This is a genomic window from Spirosoma sp. SC4-14 (assembly GCF_037201965.1).
GTDB lineage: Bacteria > Bacteroidota > Bacteroidia > Cytophagales > Spirosomataceae > Spirosoma.
The window spans coordinates 1923082-1946558 of record NZ_CP147518.1 but is presented as its reverse complement, the minus strand read 5'-3'; the positions used below and the strand labels follow the sequence as shown (position 1 = coordinate 1946558).

Sequence of the window (23477 nt, the reverse complement as noted above, 5' to 3'; positions counted from 1 at the left end):
TATAATTCACCGATTAATGGCCATCTGAGTACCTATCCTTGAAAATGCCTGTACGATTTCAACAGAACAACCATAAAGTAATGATTTCTTAATCTACCTGTTTAGAAATCGGCGTCATGGTTCATCGAGAAGAAGCACTACCTTATTTTTTTAGCTTTATTTCATTGCTGGGTCGGTAACCGATTCGTTGAGCCACTACCCGGAGCGAATCGCCCGGCTGAAGCATCAATTTTTGTCCATCGTAGACCTGCCAGCTATTCGATTGGCCAGTACCATGCTTGAGTATGTAGCCAATGGAGGCTCCTCGGGTAGCGCATGTTATCGAAACGCTGTTTCCGGCCATAGTCAGCATTGGGGCGGCAGTTTGGGGCGGTTCAGAAGCGCCATTCCACATCTGTTTCAGCATGGTAGCCTCGGGTAAAGCACTCTTATCGCCTACTTTTTTCAGCCAGTTGTCCAGTTGAGTCCGCAGTTCGCGAATTTTTGTTTCATAGGCGTCCTTCCCAATCAGGTTCGTAAACTCATCGGGGTCGGTTTGTGTATCATAAAACTCCTCAACGGGTTTGGTCTTACGAAACCACATCATCTGGGTTGGTGTCAGTTTTCCATCATCCCGCAACTGAAGCAGTTCTTTCATCATGGGCATGTTTAGCCGGTAGGCGATGTTCTGATAGTAGGGCTTTTCGGGCATAAAATTCCGATAATATTTATAGCGACCATCGCCAACGGCACGCACCCGGTCAACTTCAGTATCCATTCGGTCGCGACCGGCAAAAATGTATTTACGTGGAGAAATGGCCTGTTGATTGCCTAAAAACGACTGTCCCTGGATGTAATCAGGAATTTTTACATTAGCCAGAGAAAGCACTGTTGGGGCAAAATCGACAAAACTGATCAGTTGATTATCAGTAGTGCCAGCAGATTTGCTACCCTTTATCCGAAACGCTTCTGGAATACGCACAATCATTGGTACGCGCAGGCCTCGGTCATAGACCTCACGTTTTACGAAAGGAAGGCCATCGCCATGATCGGAGTAAAAGAAAATGATGGTGTTCTCATACAGTCCATCGTCTTTCAGTTCCTGAATGATGGTTCCCACAATTGAGTCCATCCGCATCACATTCGACAAATTCCGGGCGATGTCGTGCCGTACGGTTTTGGTATCTGGGTAATAGGCTGGCACGGTTACATCCTCGGGGCGAACCAATAGTGGCTCTTTCTCCCGAGTCCAAATCTGCGACTCGTGGGTAATCAGCAGATTGACAATAGAGAAAAAGGGTTTATTGGCTGGCCGATTCCGCCAGTGTGCTTTTTTGCTGCTTTCGTCCCAGACAGTTACGGGTGGCAAAAACTGATAATCCTGTTTTTCGTTATTTGAACAGTAATAACCTGCCTTTCGGAGGTATTCTGGAAAACAGCGAACATAGTCGGGAACGACGGCAGAATAGGTTTTTACGGGTGAAAATTTGTGGGGATAAGGGTCACCCTGGAGCGTGCGCATATGCTGGGTACCGATAGAGTTCTGATACATGCCGGTGATGATGGCCGATCGGCTCGGCGCACATACTCCTGCCGTTGAATACACATGCGTATAGCGAACTCCTTCCGTTGCGAGTTGGTCGAGATTGGGGGTCTTGACCTCCTTATCGCCAAAGCAGGCCAGATGAAGCGACATATCCTCGCAGGTAATCCAGAGAATATTGGGTTGCGAGGGTGTTTCCGGCACTGTTGGCTGAGCCAGAAAAGCCATACTTACCGTACAGGCCAGCAACAGGAAGAGCAGTAGCTTTTGCATAGACAATGTGATTCATTTCTGTACTAATGAACCAGTTGAGTGCAAATTTCTACTGATATATATCCAGGACTTTCGCTTATGGCCGCGCCAGGTTCTCTATTGCGTTTAACTAAACCCTGGCACGGCTATAAGCGAAAGCCCTTACATGACTATGCGGCCTGATTCTGATGCCATAGTCGGCACATGATGGTGAGTTACGCCCATACTTTTGTACCTTCTGTACAGTTGCGGCACATTTCTATCTCCGAACGCGATTGCAGCAACGTTTGTCGGAAATTCTGATAGGCATCGCCCTGCCAGAGATCGGCAAACGACTGATTCTGAAGATTGCCGAGTCGATGATGAGCATCTTTATCGAAACAGCAGGGAACCACCAGGCCATCCCAGGTAATGACACACGAATGCCACATTTTCCAGCAGTGATCACCAAAACCATTTTTGATACGATAGGTACCGTCGGTCTGAGCAGCATAGCGGCTATACTGATCGAGAGTAGGAATCAGGTCAGAGCCATTCTCATAATCATAGATCTGGGCCGTTTTTAACCCTACTTCATCGACGCCCAGTTCGCGCGCCAGTTGTTTCACTTCAGCAATCTGATGTTGATTCGGTTTCACAACCAGAAACTGAAAAACAACGTGTGGCGTACGCGATTTCAGTTCTTTTTTCCAGCGAATTATATGCTTTGTGCCCTCAAGCACTTTTTCGAGCTTCCCTCCCACCCGGTACTGCTGATACACTTCCTGGGTTGTACCATCGATGGAAATAATTAGCCGATCCAGTCCCGACTCTACAGTTTTTCGGGCATTGGCATCGGTCAGGTAATGGGCATTTGTGCTGGTAGCCGTATAAATATTTCGATCGGTAGCATAGCGGACTAAATCCAGAAACTGCGGGTGCAGATATGGCTCCCCCTGAAAGTAGAAAATCAGGTACAGCAGCGTTTCGTGAAGTTCGTCGATAGTACGTTTATAGAGGTCTTCACCAAGCATACCCGTTGGTCGCGTAAATGATCGCAAACCGCTTGGGCATTCAGGACAGCGTAGATTACAGGATGTAGTAGGTTCAAACGATACAGACATCGGCAGGCCCTGCTGCAAAGGCACACCCGTTCGCTGCGAACGATAATAGCTGTATAAAACCTTCAGCGCATTGACTACGCGCTTAGGCGTCAGTTTAGAAGCAAAGTTTAGTCCGTCGAGTAGGTTGCGATTCATGGAGTAAAGATAAAGCTCAACAGCCGCTGTAGCTATCATGGGTGTGAAAAGATAGGCCATAGTCTACGGACTAGCTCCTCTCCCATAAACACGTATAAAACCAACAATGCTTACAAGTCAATCACCTGCCAGACCCGACAGCCCGATTCATCGAAAATCAGGTTTGCCTCCGTTAAGCCCTCCACACCCGGAATTGCATCGGGTAGCGAGCCAGAGACCGACGCAGCAAACACATAGCCGGTTGGCTCAACATGCGTCCAGACTATATATTTGCCATTTACGTTCGGCTCGTCGGGAGCCACCAGCCAGCAGGTTTCTTTACCGGCAATAATGGGCCAGATTTGCTCGGCAAAAAGCCGTATTTGGACTATACTGATAAACTGCTCCGTATTTTGCCCCCATTCATAAGGCCCGTGTGTTACTTTGTCAGGCTCACGATCGTCTTCAATCCGAAAAACGTAGAGCTTCGAGTATTCTTCGTTATCGCCACGCTCCTGGTGTAGATTTCGCAATTCAAATCCCAGACCTACATAACTAGGCATATCGGTCAGAAACAGTGCCGTGAAGTAACGGAACAGATTACCCGTCCGGTAAAACTCATCGAACCGAGGATCATCTTTATCGGCGGTTATAACCGTAAAATTCGGCGCAAACCGGCGTGTTTTCAAAAGCGTATAATAATCGGCAAAGCGCTGCCGAAATTCAGGCGACGTAACGGGAACTGATTGCAGATCGCCAAGTGTCGACTCAGCCTCAATTGCTTCCAGATGATCCAGTTCATCGCCATAGCCCATCACATTGGGCGGAGCCAGAAATGTTTCGGCAAAAAAAGCGAAATGGGGCACACCATTTCCCCGAACGTATCGCTTGATGGCCCGAAGCGGGTCGTAGTAATGCCCAACCATATCGGGCACCCCATCGGGCCGCATCTGCACATGCGCCATATCGCCCCGCATAAAATCGAAGTTGTAGGCTTGCTGGCATTCATGCACTTTCTGGCAGATGTAGGCCCAGGCCGGATAATTGGGTCGATCAAAATCTAACTCCCATTGCAGATTATTGTCTTTAGCTTCGAAGAAACGATAGCGCGCCAGCGGTCCAAACACCCGCGACATAAGCTGTGGCTCATCGAACGCATACTGATACCAGGTCTGGTCATATTCGTCGATCACAAAATCGGTCGGGTCAATATGTATCCCCCGGTAAGGCGGAGCCATCGTCATCGGTAACGTTTCCAGCCCCTGCGCCGTCAGGTGGCGAATCAGGCTTATTCTGCGCTGCTGCCGCCCCCGGTAATCGTTAGGAAGGCCAAACAGAATCCGCAGGCGCCGGTCGTCGGTCAGCACAGCCAGATCCGACGAAAAGAACGTATCCTTCGCAAACGTCAATGGAGTGCCATCGGCTGCACCTACATATTTCAGATATTGCCATATGGCTTCTTCTACGTATTTATAAACCAGACTCGAATGATCGGCCAGCACGTCGCCCTCGCGCCGGACCCACTCAAATAAGGAAGGGCAGGCCAGCACCATTTCCGAGAACCGATCTGTATGCGGAATCACATCCATACCCACCGTTCGGCCCATAGCATGAAGCAGGTTCATAACAACTTTCAACTGCTTTTCAACCGTATCCAGCGCCGGAACATAGCGCGCTAGTTCGACATCAAAAAACTCCGGATTGATCTGCCAGCTTACCATGCCATACAGACTACCAACAACCCCTGGCTCCCAAACAGGCAAAAGATGAATACTATCGTGGCAAGCGGGCAAAGTGAGTACATAGTTGATCACCTGCCAGAACGAACCAATAGTTCGAACGTTGATGCCCACCATGTTGCTGCTTTTGATCCACTCACCATCCGAACAACCATTGACGGGGCTCGCAATCGTTTCGGCCGGACTTAAGGCCCGGCGCAGGGTTTCGTTACCCAGTCGTTTGTGCAGTAGTTCCAGCGTCTGATAAACCGAAAACTGCAAGGCATAGGGAGGCAATAAATTCGTAATAAACGACGCCCTACCCGATTGGTATGCCTCGGTATAGATGGCGTGGTTCAGTTGCCAGTCGGCTCTAAGATCGTGCGACAAGATAGACATGGAGCAAATGTAAAACGGTTTTTATAAAACCAAATACCGATTTTTATTGTCTTATCCTACTACTCAGGCTCTGCTGGAGCCAATAGCCCCGATGCCTGTATTGCGGTTTTCGATCAGGACACCGTATATTGCTAAAATTCCGTTCAGAGTATCATTGCTGGTTAAGAAACGGTTCTGGACTTGCTATGTTCAAAACAGACGTTGTGATTATCGGAGGTGGGTTGGCCGGATTGGTAAGCGCACTCGAATTGGCAAAAGCCGGCCATTCGGTTACGCTGGTTGAGCGAAAAACATACCCGTTTCATAAAGTTTGTGGCGAATATGTCTCTAACGAAGTAAAACCCTATCTCGAATCGCTGGGCGTTGATTTAGTCAATCTTGGTGCTGCTACCATCAATCATTTACAGGTATCGGCCCCCTCAGGGCGATCCTTATTTTCACCGCTCGATATGGGTGGTTTTGGCATCAGTCGATACACGCTCGACCACACTTTATATCAGCTTGGCCAGTCGGCCGGAGTTGATTTTCTGCTGCATCATCAGGTCGATAATGTCCAGTTCCACAACAATCAGTTTTCAGTAGTCGTCAGTAATCGGTATACGGGCCTGACCCAAACCCTGACCGCAAGGCTGGTTGTGGGTGCTTTTGGCAAACGATCTAAACTCGACAAAACCCTCGACCGATCCTTTATACGGCGGCCGTCGCCTTATATTGGTGTTAAATACCATATTAAGACAGATTTTCCCAACGATCTGATTGCCTTGCATAATTTCGCCGATGGGTACTGTGGCCTGTCGGCTATTGAAGCAGACAAATACTGCCTTTGTTATTTAACCAGCCGCCACAATCTGCGTCGGTTTGGTAGCATTTCCGATATGGAACAATCTGTTCTGTGGAAAAATCCGCATTTGAAAGCCGTTTTCACTAAGGCCGATTTTTTGTACGAAAAACCGGAGGTCATCAACGAATTTTCGTTCTCCGCCAAACGAGCCATTGAAAACCACATTCTGATGACGGGCGATTCGGCCGGGCTGATTACGCCCCTCTGTGGCAATGGAATGGCAATGGCCATTCGGGGAGCCAAGCTTGCCAGCGATCTGGCCAACGCATTTCTACACGGCCAGATCGCCCGTCAGGAACTCGAAAAGCGCTATCAGCAAAGCTGGGCCAATCAGTTTGCCCGTCGCCTGTGGATTGGGCGCACCGTACAGCGTTTCTTCGGAAAAACCTGGCTAACCGAACACGCCGTTCGAACACTGGATGTAGTTAAGCCTATGCTTCGCACAATTATCCGGCAAACGCACGGCAATGTAATGACAAGTTGAGCTGCGCTTATTGCATTTTCCGATAAACCCTCGAAAAACGAACCCGAATCAGTGTCCCTTTGTCGGGGGCTGTCTCAACGTCAAGATTAGCATCAAGTAGTTCACAAAGACGTTTCACAATATGTAGGCCAACACCTTCCCCTTTTGGCGTTACGGAATTTAAGCTGGCAGCAGGCTCTGGTAGTTGCCGACTATCGAACACAAGCGCACTTTCCGGCATGGGCTTTAACAAGCCAACCATCGACTGCACAATACTGCTGGACAGGCCGGGGCCTGTATCCTGTACGGCAATGTTAAACCGATAATCATCTTCTTCGCCCCAGGAAACCGAAACAACACCAGCCGACGTGTAATTGAGCGCGTTGACAAGCAGGTTTTGCACAATGCGTCGGATTTTTTCAGCATCACTTTCGATGAGCAGTTCGTATGGGCCATTGGCCAGTAATGTCAATTGACGCTGAGCAGCGAATGGCTGTGCATCTTCAACTAATTCACGCAATAATTTAGCGACATCGAACCGGCTAATCAGAGGCAGTTCCCGACCGGCTTCCAGACGTGCCAGATCCATTAAACTTTGCAACATCGTTTTCAGATTAGCCAGATTCCGATTCAGCATATCCATCAACTGTGTACGCTCTTCGGGGCTCTGGTTTTCCAGATCGAGCATAGCTGCCGCTCCCTGCGCAATGCCCACACTGCTGGTCAGGTCGTGGCTGGAGACTCGTAACAGATCGTTCCGACGGCGCGTCAGTTCACTAAGCTGATTGAGAGCAGACTGAAGTGTATCGGCCCGGCTGGAAGCTGCTGTACGTTCCATTTCGTCGTATCGGGCTGCGCTTCCTTCAACAGTAGCCTGATTCAGATGGAGTAATTTCTGATAAGCCTGCGTGAACACACTGGCATTGGCAGTTGAGTATAGCGTCTGATAACGATCAACCTCTTCTGAAACGACATGAAACAGATGCCCAATTTCCTTGAGCAGTTCCCGAAGTGTATAGCCTTTATGCCAGCGATGCAGACCATGTTCACTGGCTACCTGAATAGGATCGTTTTCTGGCTGTTCGTTATTCAACTGATGGCCCAGCACATTCAGAATAGTGGGCACCATATCGTTGAACTCTTCGCGCGAAAGTCCCGAAACGGCCTGGAGCGTTTCGTCCTGCTCGCAGACTGTCCGCCAGTTATTAAGAATAGCCTCTCGTCGGCCAAATAAGTAGGTAGCTAAATCGGGTTGTTTTGTGGATAACAAAGACTCGCTTTTCATAGGAATACCATACTGCTAATTAACGTGTAGATATGGATGGTTTGCTAACTAAATTGTAAACTCGGCTAAGTAGATCTCGTTATTAAATTGCGGCAGAAATGATCAAACGGCTTTTCGATTTTAACTCTTTTATTGCACTGACACACTGCCGATTCGCCAATTCCCGTTGTTATTTCTTGATTTTAGCCAGTATATTGCACCTGCTATGTCTTCCCCCGTACAGGTAAAATGATCGCAAAAGCCAACAGCCAGCCGGTTAGTAATCCCAATTTCAAACATGCCAGTTTGTTGGTTGTTGAAGATAATGATGACCATTGGCATCTTATCCAGTTAGCCATTGAACGATCGTTATCGGAGGTTAAAGCCGTACGGACGACCAATGTTGAAGAAACGCTGAACTATTTGCATACCTGCTCCCTACAGGCCCGCGACCTGCCTAAACTGATTTTACTGGATCTGTATCTGCCCGACCGGCAGGATGGCTGGAACATCCTTAAGCAGATTAAACATTCATCGTCTCCTTATAAACAACTCCCCGTTGTAATACTGAGCTACTCCAGCAATCGGGACGACATCACGGAATCATATTTTTATGGCAGTACGTCATACATTACGAAACCATCGGATATGGGCGAATGGGAGAAATACATTCAAACCCTACGCCTATACTGGTGGGAAACCGTTACACTCCCTAACGATCGGCTTGCTTTTTAGTAGTTTTCCTGGCTGTAGTTTACCGAACAAGCACGTGACTGGCTATTTTTTTCAATTAAAATTCTATTAATCAGGCTTTTTGCTTCGTACAATAGCTGTATTGTATTTACGCTGTCTTCATTTCATGATTTGCTGAAACTACTCAACTCCGAAAAACCCAGCTAACAACGTTGCGCCTAGGCTCTATTCACTCAAGGATTTAACAGTCTTTTAACAAATCCTTAAGCCCGATTTAAGCCCCCCACATCACCTTTGTTCCGGGGAAATTCACCACCTCACCAGTTCATGAATAAGTTCATAAAAGGAATTCTTACGTTCTCGCTGAAGAACAAGTTTTTCATATTTTTCCTGACGGCACTGGCCGTCATTGCTGGTATAATCAGCTATCAGAATACGCCAATCGAAGCCTTCCCGGATGTTACAAATACTCAAATCACACTCATTACCCAGTGGCCCGGCCGCTCGGCCGAAGAGGTTGAAAAGTTTGTAACGATTCCAATAGAGATTGGCCTCAATCCTGTTCAGAAACGCACCGACATCCGGTCTACTTCGCTTTTTGGGCTATCGGTAGTGAAGATATTGTTCGACGATGGAGTCGATGACGCCTTTGCCCGTCAGCAGGTCAATAACCTGCTTAATAGCGTTGAGCTACCCGAAGGCATCAAGCCCGATGTGCAGCCACCCTATGGCCCAACCGGCGAAATCTTCCGCTATACGCTTCAGTCGCCTACCCGAACCGCCCGCGAACTGAAAACTCTGCAGGACTGGGTTATCGATCGGCAGTTAAAAAGTGTTCCGGGCGTAGCCGATGTGGTTAGTTTTGGGGGTGAAGTGAAGACGTACGAGATTTCGGTTGATCCGCGTCGGCTCATCGATTACAACATCACTCCGTTGCAGTTATATCAGGCTGTGGCCAATTCCAACGTCAATGTGGGGGGCGATGTAATCAACAAAAACTCCGAAGCCTACGTTGTGCGCGGCATTGGTCTGCTCAAAAATCAGCAGGACATTCAGAACATTATCATCAAAAACATTAACGGCACCCCCATCATGGTTCGCAACGTGGCTCAGGTGTCGGAGTCTGCACTGCCCCGGCTCGGTCAGGCTGGGCGCGACAAACAGGACGATGTAGTTGAATGTATTGTGGTGATGCGGAAAGGCGAAAACCCCAGCGAAGTGATTGAACGCGTAAAAGCAAAGATCAACGAACTGAACACAAGCATTCTGCCCGCCGATGTGCAGATCAACACATTCTACAACCGCGAAACGCTCATCCATTTCGCTACGCATACCGTAACCCACAACCTCATCGAAGGCATTGTGTTCGTAACGGTAATTGTGTTTCTGTTTATGGCCGACTGGCGCACTACCATTACCGTATCGATCATTATTCCGCTGGCGCTCCTGTTTGCCTTTATTTGCCTGCGGCTCAAAGGTATGTCGGCCAACCTGCTCTCAATGGGTGCTATTGACTTCGGCATTATTGTCGACGGTGCCGTTGTGATGGTTGAAGGCATATTTGTAACCCTCGACGAGCTAGCTCATGAACGGGGAATGGCGCGGTTCAATAAGCTGGCCAAATTAGGCATTCTGCGAAAAACCGGTACCGAAATGGGGAAAGCCATTTTCTTTTCCAAGCTCATCATCATTACCTGTCTGGTACCTATTTTCTCGTTTCAGAAAGTAGAAGGTAAAATGTTCTCGCCCCTGGCCTGGACACTCGGCTTCGCCTTATTGGGCGCATTACTTTTTACGTTAACGCTGGTGCCAGTACTGGCCAGTCTGTTGCTGAACAAAAACGTTCGGGAAAAACACAACCCCTTCGTCAATGTCGTTACCAAATATGCTACTAAAGCCTTTGGCTTTACGTTTGCGCATAAGAAGTTGAGCCTGATCGTAACTTTTGTGGTTGTATTAATTGGTTTATCCGGCTTTACGTTGTTGGGAACGGAGTTTCTGCCCGAATTAAACGAAGGCTCGATTTACGTTCGGGCTACCATGCCCATGAGTATTTCGCTGCCCGAATCGGTCAAACAAACGATTCAGATGCGCCACATTTTCGAAGATTTCCCAGAGGTGAAAGGCGTTATTTCTCAAACCGGCCGACCCAACGATGGGACCGATCCAACGGGTTTCTACAACATCGAATTTCTGGTCGACATTTATCCGCAGGATCAGTGGAAAAGTGGGTTAACCAAAGAGCAGCTCATCGACAAAATGCAGGAACGGCTCAGTGTGTTTCCGGGGGTAAACTTCAACTTCTCGCAGCCCATTATGGACAACGTCGAAGAAGCCGTTTCAGGCGTAAAAGGGTCTATTGCGGTTAAGATTTATGGCCCCGATCAAACTATTCTTGAAGAGAAAGGAGCTGAAATTCAGAAACAACTGGCTACCGTTCGGGGTATCGAAGACCTGGGGCTGATTCGTACAACTGGCCAGCCCGAAATGCGCGTAGAACTCGACGAACGCAAACTGGCGGTTTACGGGGTCAATAAATCCGATGCAGAAGCGGTCATTGAAATGGCTATTGGAGGCAAGGCGGCCACGCAGATCTACGAAGGCGAACGAAAATTCGACCTGCGGATTCGCTACGATTTACCCTTCCGCTCTAATGAGCAGCAAATTGCTCACCTGATGGTTCCGACCGAAAATGGTTCCATGATTCCGATTAAGGAAATCGCCAGTGTATATACCCAAACGGGACCAGTACTGATTTTCCGCGAGGCCGGCCAACGCTACGGAGCCGTTAAATTTTCGGTACGGGGTCGCGACATGGGGGGGGCTGTTGCCGAAGCGCAACAGAAAGTTGCCGCTAACGTAAAGTTACCAACGGGTTATACGGTAAAATGGGCGGGCGATTTTGAGAACCAGCAACGCGCCACACTCCGGCTGGAGCAGGTCGTACCCATTAGCCTGCTGGGAATTTTCTTTATCTTATTTGTGCTCTTTGGCAATGTAAAAGACGCGGGGCTTGTGTTGTTCAACGTCCCATTTGCCATCATTGGCGGCATTGCGGCTCTGCTCATTACGCATGTTAACTTCAGTATTTCGGCCGGAATTGGGTTCATTGCCCTCTTCGGCATCTGCATCCAGAATGGTGTGATTCTGATTTCGGTCTTCAAGAAAAACCTGCACAACAAGATGTCGCTCAACGATTCAATTCACCTGGGAGTCGTGTCGCGCATCAGACCCGTTGTGATGACGGCCATGATGGCCGGTATTGGTCTGATTCCGGCTGCGGTATCGCATGGAATCGGCTCCGAAACAGCCAAGCCGCTGGCCATTGTGGTCATCGGCGGCTTAATAACCGCTACCATACTGACACTCTTTGTGTTTCCACTGATTTTTTATGCCTTCTATCGGCATAAATTCTCTTCGCTCTAGTGCTAACAAACGCTCCCTGAACTCCCAATTCTTCAGGGAGCGTTTGTTAGAAACCAATTCGTTCGCGCTCCTGCGAAACGCCCATTGAGCGGAGAAGCTCGAACGCAATTCGGTCGTCGTATTTCCGTTTCCAGTAATCGGCTTCCAGTCGTAGTTTATCCAGTTCAAGCTGCTGTTTTTCAACAACCAGTTGCAGGCGTTCCAGTTCGTGCACGGTGCTGTCGTCGGTTTTATTCTCAATGACCTGGGCCGTAATCGGCTCATCAGAAAGAAGTATTAGTGGCGACAGTTCCAGAACCCTGGCAATCTGATTCAGACGAGAGAGCGTCAGATCGGTTTTACCACGCTCAATATCGCCATAAGCGGTTGTCGACAGGTTGAGCAAATCGGCCATATTTTCCTGCGAAAGCCCCCGCTGAAGCCTATGCAGCCGTATTTTTTCTTCAATTGATGTCTTCATATCAAGTAGCTACGATAAAATCTAAACTTAAACTGACACTGATTTTCGGAAGGATAACGCATTTTTGCAATGAAAGAATTCGAATCTATCAGATATTGGATGGTAGATGCTGGCTACCGATGTTAGGCTATGACGTTTTTTCTTCATAAGCATCAATATAAAGTCCGGCGTCTAACTTCCAAAGTCCAGTATTTAATTTTTCGAACCTGAATACCTCGTTATTCGTTTTCACCCAAAGGAGTAAACCCAATTATGAATTACGAAAAAGAATTCCGCAAATTCGCTGTACACCACATGGGCCTCAATGGCCTCACTGTTGATGGTTATGTAAATCACACCGTTGAAAATATGACTCGCTCGGTCATTGAAGAACGTCCGATGAACTTCCGTGAAGTTGACGTTTTCTCGCGACTGATGGCCGACCGGATTATTTTCATGGGCCTGCCCGTCGATGATAATATTGCAAACATCATTGTGGCACAGTTGCTATTCCTCGAATCGGCTGATCCTAAAAAAGATATTCTGATGTATCTGAACAGCCCTGGAGGATCGGTCTACGCTGGTCTGGGTATTTACGATACCATGCAATATGTTCGTCCCGACGTTGCTACGGTCTGCACCAGTCTGGCAGCCTCGATGGGGGCAGTATTGCTGGCAGGGGGCGCGGCTGGCAAACGGTCGGCCCTTCCTCACGCCCGCATCATGATCCACCAGCCATCGGGTGGTGCGCAGGGGCAGTCGGTCGATATCGAAATTACGGCCCGCGAAATTGTAAAACTCCGCGAAGAGCTATACCAGATTCTGGCCAGCCATTCGGGAAAAAGCGTTGAACAAATTGAAAAAGATTCGGACCGCGACAAATGGATGCGGGCCGAAGAAGCTAAAGAATACGGACTAATCGACGAAGTGCTTCGCCGGGAAAAATAATTCATGTTTAGCCGCAGAAAGCGTAAAGGGTTAAATCCTGGATAGCCTCTGCCGGTACTACAATTTACGTAAACAAAAGCGCAGATCATTTACATGAACCTGCGCTTTTGTTTTTAATAATGCCAGAATCCGGAAAATAGCTATCGATAAAGCAAAAAATATACATAGATGACTAACTGAACCTTGTCTGTATCGATGCCGATCAATAATTTTGTTAATCGTACCTGAGCCAATTATACTTTCGTCGCTATTTTATGACGAAGTTCGCTTAACAAAGAATTAACACGAACTGTTAACGGAGCAGATCAGTCCTTTTTCAACATAAGCACTGACTGCCATAACTACTTCATTTACACTGCAAACGTACATGCCACAAATAAGTTGCTCGTTCTGCGGACGGCGCAAAAACGAGGTACTGGTATTGCTATCGGGAATTGATGCGCACATCTGTAACTACTGCATTGAACAAGGTCATCAGGTAGTGCTGGATGAGATGCGCCCCCGAAAAAGCGAGCCGGATGAGGTGCATATTAACCTGATTAAGCCTCTGGAAATGAAGCGCCACCTCGACCAGTATGTTATTGGTCAGGACGATGCAAAAAAAGCAATTGCCGTTGCTGTTTACAATCACTATAAACGGTTGATGCAACCCAAAACAAACGACGATGTTACGATCGAAAAATCGAATATCCTGATGGTTGGGGAGACGGGTACGGGCAAAACCTATCTGGCCCGGTCGATTGCTAAAATTCTGGAAGTTCCCTTCTGCATTGCCGATGCTACAGTTATCACGGAAGCCGGTTATGTAGGCGAAGATGTAGAAACCATTCTGACACGGTTGTTGCAGGCCGCCGACTATAATGTTGAAGCTGCCGAGCGCGGCATTGTTTACATTGATGAGATCGACAAAATTGCCCGCAAATCAGACAACCCAAGCATTACCCGCGATGTCAGTGGCGAAGGCGTTCAACAAGCCCTACTGAAACTACTGGAAGGCTCTGTCGTAAATGTTCCTCCTCAGGGCGGTCGCAAACACCCCGACCAGCGTATGATTGCGCTCAACACCGAAAATATTCTGTTTATCTGCGGTGGCGCTTTCGACGGAATTGAACGGCACATTGCCAAGCGGGTAAACACCCGCCCCATTGGCTTCTCAGGCGACCGGCGACTGAATGATACGCTCGAAAAAGGGCATCTGATGCGCTACATTTCGGCCCTAGATCTCAAATCGTTTGGGTTAATTCCTGAACTTCTTGGGCGTTTACCGGTGCTTACTCACCTCGAACCCCTCGACCGCGAAGCACTGATGCGCATTTTGACTGAGCCCAAAAATGCGATTACCAAACAATATAACAAGTTGTTCCAGATGGAGGGCATTAAGCTAATGTGGGATGTTAGCGCGCTTAACTATATTGTTGATCAGGCATTACAGTATGGCCTGGGTGCGCGTGGCCTACGCTCCATCTGTGAGTCGATTATTACCGATGCCATGTTCGAAATGCCGTCGCAAACCAATGTTAAAGAACTGACGGTAAGTTTAGATTATGCCCGCGAAAAGTTTGGCAAATCGACGGCCTATCAATTACGGTCGGTTGCCTGAGCCAGGCTTTTCAGGTTAGTCCAATCCCCGGTTTCGACAGAGGCCGGGGATTTCTTTTCCACTGAATCGGAAATTCATACTGATTATCAACAAATAGCAGCCGAGCCTGTTTACTGAACGTAGTTCTTCATTGCACGTAAGCAAATCATTCAACACTATGAAAATCAGTACTCAACGTCTGCTGGCCGGTCTGGTAATGGCCACCATGTTCACTGCATGCAGCCGCCCGGTTGCTCACTTCCAGCCAACCCCACGCGAACATTTTGCTGTAGCAACATCCGCTCCGGTCACTTCGCCAACCGTTTCAACAGAAGCTCCGGCAATGGAGCCCTCTGCCGAAACCGCTCCAATACCCATGGCTCCGGCTACGCGCATTAGCGAAGCCCTCGATCAAATGGATGCCCTCGTTCGGAACGATAGCAAATTAGCCTCGAACAAAACCGTCCAGAAACGACTGAATCGCATTCGTACGCTCGTTGAGACAACCGCCACCCAATCGACTCTGGGTTTCTCGTCAACCAATTCGACAAAAAAAGCAGGGCTAATGGAACGGATGGTACTGAAGAAAATGAATAAAAAAATCAGCAGGCAACTAGCCCCCCAGAACCCCGACAAAACCATGATGAATTCGGGTATTCTGGCAACCGGAGCCGTACTGGTTATTGTTGGCCTCCTGCTCCTGCTGCTCACCTCAGGTACTGGTGCTACCGTAGGCTTAATTGTGCTGCTGGCGGGTGCGGTCATCTTACTGGTCGGCCTGCTCTAAAACCTTGTCTATACCGACTTCATGAAGTGCCATACAAAATCCCACTGGATAGCCATCTGGTGGGATTTTGTATGCCCTGTCTGGCTCGTTTGCTCGGATTCTTCCTTTTTTTTGCAGGAATGTATATCAACTACACAACAAACCCACTCTGATGCAGTTGATGTGGTTGACAATTTTATGGTCCCACTCAAAAACGTTCTATATGAGCGCGTTCTCCAAACACATTTTTGCAGCCCTACTTGGGGCTTCCATTCTATCGTCGTGTAGCCGTCCAGTTGCCTATTTTCAGCCCAGTCAACGCGAACACTTCACCTCGACCAAACCGCAGCCAGTAGCAACGGTCACTCCCAACGTTACGGTTGCAGAACCCGTCCAGGCTCCTGCTTCTGCCCTTGAATCAATGGCCCCCGCCGAGCAGGTTGCCCAGGCCAAACAGGCCATGAGTCAACTTGAAGCCTACGTACGCAACGACAGCAAACTGGCCTCGAACAAAAAACTGACCAAGCGGATGGAGAAGGTAAATAGCTTACTGGCCACCGCAAGTGAAAAAACCGTATCGACCAAAGCCGCTTCGGCCCACAAGCTGACGCTGGTTGAGAAAGCGATGCTGAAAAAGATGGATAAAAAGATTAAGAATCACGTAGCTCCCGATGAAGCGAAATACCTGAACAAGAATACCAAAAACGGTATCATCATCGGCGCTATTGGTCTTATCCTTTCCTTGCTTTTTGGTGGCGTAATTGGCGTAATTGGTCTGGTACTACTCATTGTAGGTATCGTACTGATTCTGCTCGGCGTTCTGGAATAAGGCTCCTGATAGGTAAAAAAGTCGGCGCTGGGATAACCAGCCCGACTTTTTTACGTCTATTGGCCACCGTTTACACTATTTCGCAGTGGGTTTTTATTGGATTAGGTGATTTTTCATACCTTTTGGTTAACAAAGCAATCAGTGCTTAGTTGTTGGGAATGACAACCAATCAATGTTCTTAAACGAAAACAACTCTATGAAAACAATGACCAAACACCTTTACGCAGCCTTGATCGGAGCTGCCGTTCTGTCGTCGTGCAGCCGTCCGGTCGCTTATTTCCAGCGTGGTCCTGTCGAAAATTACCACACCGCCAAAACTGAAACCATTGCCCCAACACCATCAGTGGTGTCAACTCCATCGGCCCAGCCCGAAGTTGTTACTGAAGCGATCGCCACTCCAGCAACCGAACCTGCCGAACAGGTTGCCCAGGCCAAACAAACCATGAATCAGATTGAAGCCTACGTACGCAACGACAGCAGGCTGGCTTCGAACAAAAAACTGACCAAGCGGATGGAGAAGGTAAAAAACCTGCTCAACTCAGCACCGGTTCAAACCACAGCGGCTCCTCAAACAAAAGCATCTACCAAAAAAATGACCCTGCTGGAGCGTGTAGCTACCAAGCAGATCAATAATAAAATCAAGCATAAACTGTCGCCAGAACGTACGATGGCTACGTCGATGCTGACAATTGGGCTCATCGTAGCAGCTGCTGGCTTATTATTACTACTCATCGGCAATGGCTTTGGTGCAGCCATTGGTGCCATTGCCTTAGTAGTTGGCCTCGTGCTGATTATTCTGGAGCTTATAAAACAATAACGTTTGCCGCTCATTCGTAACAAGTCAGAATTTATTTATTGCATTTGCCCACAGAGGCACAGGCATACCGAGAAGCAATTCATTGGTAGTCAATTCAATTGATTTCTCGGTATGCTCTGTGGACAATTAAGATATAACTCCTTAGCATGTCTGGTTCGTTCTCGTTAGTACTGATCCATGGTCATGGTGTAGATGCTTCCATCTGGGATAACATTCAACCCGAACTGTCGGCCGATATTCGGGTCATAAAACCCAATTTTGCGCACTCAACCTCTCATACAACCATTGAAGCCTATGCTGAAGAACTGAATGCCCAGCTACAATCGGCAGGTATTGATAAGGTTGTGCTGGCTGGTCATTCAATGGGTGGCTATATCGCGCTGGCTTATGCCGAACGTTATCCCGAACAGGTACACGGATTGGTGCTCTATCATTCAACAGCCTATGCAGATGATGCCGACCGCAAAATTCAGCGTCAGCAACTTATTGACACCATGAAGGCACAGGGCGGAGCACAGTTTATTGAGAAACAACTGCCGAAAATGGTCGCTCCCCATTACCCAGCCGAAAAAACGCAGGAACTGGTGGCTCGTTTTCGCGGCTTACCGACCGAAGCACTCATTGCCGGGATGAAAGCCATTGCCGGTCGCCCCGATCGGACGCATGTGCTGCGCGATGCCCAGTACCCTGTTTTGCTGGTGTTGGGCAGAGAAGATCAACTGATTTCGGTTGAAAAAACGAAGGCGCTGGCCGATTTGTCAGATCGGATCGGCGTTTCGATTATCGACAATGCCGGCCATTTGAGCATGATTGAGCAGCCCGAAACATCGGTTCTGGTCCTACGAAACTTCCTGCAACAAGCCGATAAGGCATAAGAAACCATACTCAGACCCAGGAAAGGGAAGTCGATTGGCTTCCTTTTCGCGTTTATACACCATTTTCCCCGCGATTCTCCGTAAACTTGCACTGGTTTTCACGAACCAGCTCATTTGATTATCATCGTAAACGCCGGGTGCAGTGGTTATCCGGTCTGGCAATGGCTGAGTTATTTAACGTTTACCCCCTTTACGACATTGAGCCGGTTCGCGCTCAGGGCAGCTATCTGTGGGATGTCGACGGCACTCGCTATCTCGATCTGTATGGCGGGCATGCCGTTATTTCGGTTGGTCATACGCATCCGCGCTATGTGCAGGCACTGACCGATCAGTTACATAAGATTTCGTTCTATTCCAACTCGGTTCGGATACCGCAGCAGCAGGAACTGGCCGATAAACTAACGAGCCTGTCGGACCATCCCGACTATGCGCTCTTTTTGTGTAACTCAGGTGCCGAAGCCAACGAAAATGCGCTAAAACTAGCCTCCTTTCACAACGGCCGCACTCAGGTCATTTCGTTCAGGAAGGGGTTTCATGGCCGAACAGCCGGAGCCGTTGCCGCCACCGACAACCCGGCTATAGTAGCCCCTGTCAACTACAACAAACACGTTACATTTCTACCCTATAACGACGCCGATGCCGCCCGGCAAGCTATCACGACAGAAACCTGTGCTGTTATTGTCGAAGGCATCCAGGGCGTTGGTGGCATTCATGTCGCCAGCGATGAGTTTCTGCAAACCCTCCGCCAACGCTGCGACGAAACCGGAGCGGTGCTGATTCTGGATGGCGTTCAGTGTGGCTACGGCCGTTCGGGAAAATTCTTTTCGCACCAGTTCAGCGGTATTCAGGCCGACATCATTTCGATGGCCAAAGGCATGGGCAACGGATTTCCGATCGGCGGTATTCTGATCTCGCCTAAATTTAAGCCCAGCTACGGTTTGCTAGGCACCACGTTTGGCGGTAACCATCTGGCCTGCACGGCCGCCGTTGCAGTACTGGATATTATGAAAGACGAAGGACTGATCGACAATGCTGTTCGTGTAGGCGATTATTTCCTGGACGGCATCCGACAGATCGGCGGTTATAAAGAATTGCGGGGCCGTGGACTGATGATTGGAATCGAGTACGATTTCCCGGTCGACACGTTGCGTAAAACACTGCTGTTCGAACACAAACAGTTTACGGGTGTTGCCGGTAAGAACACGATCCGGCTGTTGCCTTCGCTGGCCATTGGCATCAACGAAGCCGATATGTTCCTGGAAGCGCTCGAAAAGTGCCTGAAAACAGAAAACACGGCCGTTTAATTATTGAAATTAGCTAGTTAGCTTAGCGGTTTGACTGCATCGACCAACTTCTTAAGGCATTGAACTGGCAAGACTTTATCTATTCTGACGAAGCGGTGTTACTGGGCAAACCTGTCATAAAAGAAACAAGATTGTCCGTTGAGTTTTTGTTCGAACGTCTGGCTAATGGCTGGACCGAACAGGATTTACTAGATAATTACCCACGGCTTACAAAAGATGCCTTGCAAGCCGTATTCGCCTATGCACATACTAAGTGAATGAGTGAATTAAGCAACCTATTTGCCAATTCACTCATTCACTCAATCACTCAAGTCCCTGTTTCCCTGTGTTAAAAAATAAATGACCAACTTTCTTTCACTCGCCGACGTCACCGACCTCGACGCACTTATACAGTCTGGCCGCGACGCCAAGACCAACCCCTTTACTGATCAACACCTTGGTAAGAATAAAACCATTGGTCTTCTTTTCTTCAATTCCAGTCTTCGTACTCGCCTAAGCACACAAAAAGCCGCCCAAAACCTCGGTCTGAATGTGATTACGATGAACGTTGGGCAAGATAGCTGGGGGCTGGAAATGGAAGAAGGGGTCATTATGGATAGCGACAAAGCCGAACACGTTCGGGAAGCAGCCGCTGTTATTGGCCGCTATTGCGACATTATCGGTATCCGGGCGTTTGCCGGACTACAGGACCGTGAACTGGACTATAAGGAACAGGTAATGAATCAGTTCGCCAAATACGCGAACGTACCGATTGTCAATCTGGAATCGGCAACACGGCACCCGCTGCAATCGCTGGCCGATTGTATTACGATTGAAGAAGCCAAGACAAAAGCTCGCCCGAAAGTTGTATTGACCTGGCTCCCTCATTTTAAACCACTGCCGCAGGCCGTTGCCAATTCGTTTTGTGAATGGATGAATGCCCGCGCTCATTCGGGCGATGTTGAGTTTGTGGTTACGCATCCCAAAGGCTACGAGCTTGCCCCCGAATTTGTGGGAAATGCCCGCATCATATACAACCAGGACGAAGCCTTTGAAGGAGCCGATTTTATCTACGGCAAAAACTGGTCGTCTTATACGCATTACGGACAGGTGCTGACCAAAGATCCGTCGTGGGCCGTTACGATGGACGATATTCGCCGGTCCGATAATGGTAAGTTTATGCACTGCCTTCCTGTTCGGCGCAATCTGAAAGTATCAGACCAAGTACTGGATAGCCCCCATTCGCTGGTTATTGAACAGGCTGCCAACCGCGAATGGTCGGCTCAGGCCGTATTGAAAGAAATCCTGAAAAGTCTTTAAATAGACGCTGGAGGTTAGATATTGGACAAAAATTAATCCAATGTCTAACCTCCAATGTCTATTAATTAAGTCTTACATCCCCATATCCAATGTCCTTTTATGGATACGCTTACAGTTGTAAAAATAGGTGGTAATGTTATCGATGATCCGGCGGCACTCAAGCGGTTTCTGACTGCTTTTGCCGGACTGGCTGGCTCAAAAATACTGATTCACGGTGGCGGTAAAATAGCGACGCAGGTAGCTGAAAAACTAGGGATCAAAACAACGATGGTGGAAGGACGTCGGATTACCGATATGCCTATGCTCGACGTAGTAACGATGGTGTATGGTGGTCTGGTAAACAAACAGATCGTTGCCCGGCTTCAGGCGCTCGACGTCAATGCGATTGGCCTCACTGGCGCCGATGGCAGCACCATACTGGCCCGAAAACGCCCGGTTAAGGATATTGACTACGGTATGGTTGGCGATATTAAAGAAGTTGATTCGGGGCAAATCCAGTTTTTTCTGCGGCAGGATCTTACACCTGTTTTTGCCCCTATTACCTACAATGAAGCGGGCGATTTGCTAAACACGAATGCCGACACAATGGCTTCGGCCATTGCCGTAGATATGGCCCATCATGATTCGGTCACGCTTGTTTACTGCTTCGAAAAGAAAGGCGTTCTGGCCGACCCAAATGATGATACCAGTGTTATTGGCGAGCTGACCCCGCAGACCTATGCCGACCACAAAGCCGCGGGCACCATAAACAAGGGAATGGTGCCTAAGCTCGATAATGCATTTAAAGCCCTCAAAAATGGTGTTGAAAAAGTAATTATCTGCCATGCCGACGATGTAGCAGCCGCCCTGCAGCAGGGGGCCGGAACAACCCTTACATTGACCAGATAAAAGTCATTGGTATTAGATCCGAAAACGTTAAAGTCAAATGGCTGATCCCTAATTGTTCAGTACGGCCAATGACCAGTAGCCAAACAAAACCGGGAATGAGTTATGTGCTCATTCCCGGTTTTGTTTATTCCAGATTGCTCATTTATCCGTCAGCAAATGAACCACTCGCCGAACGCCAACAAAACGACGCTCATAGTAAGATGCATGGAGGTAATCGTATCGTACGCCACCATTCCAGGCAGAATGAATAAATTTAATCTGGTTACCAACAACTTCAGTAATTAATCCAACATGGCCAATTTGACTACCATGGGCGCTATGGCCTTTAAACAGAATTAAGTCGCCCGGTTGCGCATTGGCCTTGTCGACAGGCTGACCTACATTGCCCTGAGCGGCACTCGAATGGGGAAGAGAAATGCCGAATTGGCTAAAACAAAAACGGGTAAAACCAGAACAGTCGAACCCTCGTTTTGTTGTTCCGCCCAATCGATAACGAATTGACAGATGCTTTTTGGCAAAATCGATCAGATCGCCTACCAGAGGAATTTGCTCATAAAATGAGCGAGTAGTAGAAGTTACAGTGGGTATCTCTTGAGTTACGGTGAGCTTGTTGTCAGTTACGGCGGGCACTTCTGGGGTTACGGTCGATACGGTCTGGGCGCGAACGATGCCAAACGAGACAGCAGCAAGTGCTGTCAGGAGCATTTTCTTCGTCATAGGTATAGGTCAGTTACCAAGTTAGGTTGTATAAAAGTATAGTATTGTGGAATTATTGCCAAACAACTGAGGACTATTTTCCACAATTTTAATCTAAAAATTTCATGCCAATATTTCAACTAAACTGATTACCAACGCTATAAGCGCAAAATAGGCGACATTCTTTGTCTGAAAAATTAATCTATTGACTAAGTAGATTCCACATTGAGTTAAAAAAATCAGCAAAAAAAAGCGTTTTGTTGTGTTCCATTCTATTAAACATAGAACTTGTTCACAACAAAACGCTTAAAAGCAAATCAACAGGTTTATTATAATGAATGAACCATTACAAAATACGTTCGGTACTGGCCATAAACACACAGGTTTCTCTTTGTACTAATCCAGGCGGTAAGCAACTACTGATTTTGCCATAAATGTTGGCACATACACTATTCGTTGCACCGGATCGTAGCCAATGTCGGCCGTATTTTTTTTCTGTGCACGCGTGTCCAGCATGGTTTGTAGTTTACCGCTTTTGTCCATGTAATAAACGACGCCACCCCAGGTGGACACCACAAAATCACCATTTCCAACGGGTTCAATACCATCGCCACCCGTTTCCATTGTGCAAACAACGGTCTTGGTTTTATTGGCTCCTATTTTATAAACATCGTTGGCCGTTAAGGCATACAGATCCGTCCCAACTGCTTTCAGTCCGTTTACGCCTTTCAGGTCGCTCATCAGTAGCGTGGCTTTGCCGTTTTTAATTTGGTGCACATTTCCCAGCTTACTATCCGAAACATATACGGTACCCTGTTTATCGATAGTTATATCGTTCAGGCCGGTAGCGCCTTCGACCGGTATTTTCGTTTCAATTTTCCCATTCGCTAAATTAACCACAACCACCTCTGACACATCGGCCACGTAAAGTTTTCCGCGCCAGATCCCCATACCCTTCGGTGCATTCAGGCCAGTTACCCAACTAGGGTTCATAATTTTACCGTTTTTGCTCAGCTTAGCCACGCCACCCCGGCCGTCGGTATCCCAGGGCGATCCGTCGATTAGCGATACATAGAGCACATCGTTGTCGGGCAGTACCGATTCGGGTATAGCCAGCGTGCTATCGCTTTCCCAGATTTTTTTTAGTTGGTGTTGAGCCTGGCTATGGGCAACACAAAGCAGAGAACACAGCAAGAATAGAAGTTTCATAAGAGTTTTAGAATTGAGTGCAGGAGTCTATAA

The 23477-nt window shown here is 48.1% G+C and carries 20 protein-coding genes; 13 read left to right on the top strand and 7 right to left on the bottom strand.

Translation table 11 applies throughout. The annotated features are described in order from the left end of the window. Positions 1-142: 142 nt before the first annotated feature. The 3 genes from WBJ53_RS07865 to WBJ53_RS07855 all read right to left on the bottom strand — a co-directional run bounded on the left by WBJ53_RS07865 (position 143) and on the right by WBJ53_RS07855 (position 5108). Entirely contained in the window at positions 143-1795 is a 1653-nt protein-coding gene (locus tag WBJ53_RS07865; protein ID WP_338875520.1) for a sulfatase, read from the bottom strand. Positions 1796-1989: 194 nt separating this feature from the next. Further along, complete coding sequence (locus WBJ53_RS07860; RefSeq protein ID WP_338875519.1) at positions 1990-3012, bottom strand: SPASM domain-containing protein; 1023 nt, start codon at positions 3010-3012, stop codon at positions 1990-1992. A gap of 110 nt (positions 3013-3122) precedes the next feature. Further along, positions 3123-5108 (bottom strand): hypothetical protein, encoded by a 1986-nt coding sequence (locus WBJ53_RS07855; RefSeq protein ID WP_338875518.1) that lies wholly within the window; start codon positions 5106-5108, stop codon positions 3123-3125. 185 nt (positions 5109-5293) lie between these two features. Here WBJ53_RS07855 and WBJ53_RS07850 point away from each other — a divergent pair, with 185 nt between their 5' ends. Then, complete coding sequence (locus WBJ53_RS07850; protein ID WP_338875517.1) at positions 5294-6433, top strand: NAD(P)/FAD-dependent oxidoreductase; 1140 nt, start codon at positions 5294-5296, stop codon at positions 6431-6433. Between the two features lie 7 nt (positions 6434-6440). Here the strand turns inward: WBJ53_RS07850 and WBJ53_RS07845 are convergent, their stop codons facing one another. Next, complete coding sequence (locus WBJ53_RS07845) at positions 6441-7697, bottom strand: HAMP domain-containing sensor histidine kinase (protein WP_338875516.1); 1257 nt, start codon at positions 7695-7697, stop codon at positions 6441-6443. A 228-nt stretch (positions 7698-7925) separates the two neighbouring features. Between WBJ53_RS07845 and WBJ53_RS07840 the strand changes: the two genes are divergently transcribed. Both WBJ53_RS07840 and WBJ53_RS07835 read left to right on the top strand, forming a co-directional pair. Further along, positions 7926-8411 (top strand): response regulator, encoded by a 486-nt coding sequence (locus tag WBJ53_RS07840; protein WP_338875515.1) that lies wholly within the window; start codon positions 7926-7928, stop codon positions 8409-8411. A 285-nt stretch (positions 8412-8696) separates the two neighbouring features. Next, positions 8697-11795: a CusA/CzcA family heavy metal efflux RND transporter gene (locus tag WBJ53_RS07835; protein ID WP_338875514.1), complete on the top strand. Its 3099-nt coding sequence runs from the start codon at positions 8697-8699 to the stop codon at positions 11793-11795. Between the two features lie 46 nt (positions 11796-11841). On the opposite strand, the gene WBJ53_RS07830 is transcribed toward WBJ53_RS07835, so the two are convergent. Beyond that, positions 11842-12255, bottom strand: a complete 414-nt coding sequence (locus WBJ53_RS07830; RefSeq protein ID WP_338875513.1) for a helix-turn-helix domain-containing protein — start codon at positions 12253-12255, stop codon at positions 11842-11844. A gap of 252 nt (positions 12256-12507) precedes the next feature. Between WBJ53_RS07830 and WBJ53_RS07825 the strand changes: the two genes are divergently transcribed. The 10 genes from WBJ53_RS07825 to argB all read left to right on the top strand — a co-directional run bounded on the left by WBJ53_RS07825 (position 12508) and on the right by argB (position 21539). Beyond that, entirely contained in the window at positions 12508-13182 is a 675-nt protein-coding gene (locus tag WBJ53_RS07825) for an ATP-dependent Clp protease proteolytic subunit (protein ID WP_338875512.1), read from the top strand. Between the two features lie 367 nt (positions 13183-13549). Continuing rightward, complete coding sequence (clpX, locus tag WBJ53_RS07820; protein ID WP_338875511.1) at positions 13550-14782, top strand: ATP-dependent Clp protease ATP-binding subunit ClpX; 1233 nt, start codon at positions 13550-13552, stop codon at positions 14780-14782. A gap of 157 nt (positions 14783-14939) precedes the next feature. Beyond that, positions 14940-15548: a hypothetical protein gene (locus tag WBJ53_RS07815; protein WP_338875510.1), complete on the top strand. Its 609-nt coding sequence runs from the start codon at positions 14940-14942 to the stop codon at positions 15546-15548. A 202-nt stretch (positions 15549-15750) separates the two neighbouring features. After that, a complete protein-coding gene (locus WBJ53_RS07810) occupies positions 15751-16356 on the top strand; it encodes a hypothetical protein (RefSeq protein WP_338875509.1) in 606 nt (201 codons plus the stop codon). A 196-nt stretch (positions 16357-16552) separates the two neighbouring features. Then, positions 16553-17173, top strand: a complete 621-nt coding sequence (locus tag WBJ53_RS07805) for a hypothetical protein (RefSeq protein WP_338875508.1) — start codon at positions 16553-16555, stop codon at positions 17171-17173. Positions 17174-17319: 146 nt separating this feature from the next. Next, positions 17320-18048, top strand: coding sequence for an alpha/beta hydrolase (locus WBJ53_RS07800; protein ID WP_338875507.1), 729 nt, complete (start codon positions 17320-17322; stop codon positions 18046-18048). Positions 18049-18209: 161 nt separating this feature from the next. After that, positions 18210-19352: an aminotransferase class III-fold pyridoxal phosphate-dependent enzyme gene (locus WBJ53_RS07795; RefSeq protein WP_338877170.1), complete on the top strand. Its 1143-nt coding sequence runs from the start codon at positions 18210-18212 to the stop codon at positions 19350-19352. 59 nt (positions 19353-19411) lie between these two features. Then, entirely contained in the window at positions 19412-19609 is a 198-nt protein-coding gene (locus tag WBJ53_RS07790) for a DUF433 domain-containing protein (protein ID WP_338875506.1), read from the top strand. 82 nt (positions 19610-19691) lie between these two features. Then, complete coding sequence (locus tag WBJ53_RS07785) at positions 19692-20651, top strand: N-acetylornithine carbamoyltransferase (RefSeq protein ID WP_338875505.1); 960 nt, start codon at positions 19692-19694, stop codon at positions 20649-20651. Positions 20652-20750: 99 nt separating this feature from the next. After that, positions 20751-21539, top strand: coding sequence for an acetylglutamate kinase (gene argB / locus WBJ53_RS07780; RefSeq protein ID WP_338875504.1), 789 nt, complete (start codon positions 20751-20753; stop codon positions 21537-21539). 138 nt (positions 21540-21677) lie between these two features. On the opposite strand, the gene WBJ53_RS07775 is transcribed toward argB, so the two are convergent. Both WBJ53_RS07775 and WBJ53_RS07770 read right to left on the bottom strand, forming a co-directional pair. Continuing rightward, the gene (locus WBJ53_RS07775) at positions 21678-22256 is read right to left on the bottom strand and encodes a C40 family peptidase (protein WP_338875503.1); all 579 of its coding nucleotides are present in this window, start codon (positions 22254-22256) and stop codon (positions 21678-21680) included. Positions 22257-22631: 375 nt separating this feature from the next. After that, on the bottom strand, positions 22632-23444 hold the full coding sequence (locus WBJ53_RS07770) for an ATP/GTP-binding protein (RefSeq protein WP_338875502.1): 813 nt from the start codon (positions 23442-23444) through the stop codon (positions 22632-22634). Positions 23445-23477: the final 33 nt, after the last annotated feature.